Origin of the sequence: Vibrio jasicida CAIM 1864 = LMG 25398, assembly GCF_000400365.1 — a bacterium.
GTDB classification, from domain to species: Bacteria; Pseudomonadota; Gammaproteobacteria; order Enterobacterales; family Vibrionaceae; genus Vibrio; species Vibrio jasicida.
This window is the reverse complement of record NZ_BAOG01000153.1, coordinates 1-264: the sequence shown is the minus strand read 5'-3', so window position 1 is coordinate 264 and position 264 is coordinate 1. Positions and strand designations below refer to the sequence as shown.

General features: G+C 43.2%; 1 protein-coding gene. It reads right to left on the bottom strand.

Annotated features, from left to right (window positions below):
• Positions 1–264, bottom strand: a 264-nt coding sequence (locus tag VJL_RS25485; protein WP_038882144.1) for a helix-turn-helix domain-containing protein, incomplete at both ends; no start/stop codon positions are given.

Below are 264 nucleotides of genomic sequence, written 5' to 3'. Positions count from 1 at the left end.
GAGGCTGCTGTTTCATTGAAGGTCTTCCTTTCTGGCGAATTTTGAGCCCTTTGATACCGAGCTCGTTAAATCTTTTGAGCCAGACAGATAGTATCCCAGGGGACGAGAGGTTAAATACTGCGCTAGTGTGCGAGAGAGACCAGTCATTCGTCCACATTAAATTTAATGCTTTTAGTTTTGTTTGAGCAGAAACAGCATGTTTAGTTGGTAAAAATGAAGCTGCACCATGGATAGCAAAAACTTGGGCCCAATACCGAATCTGTC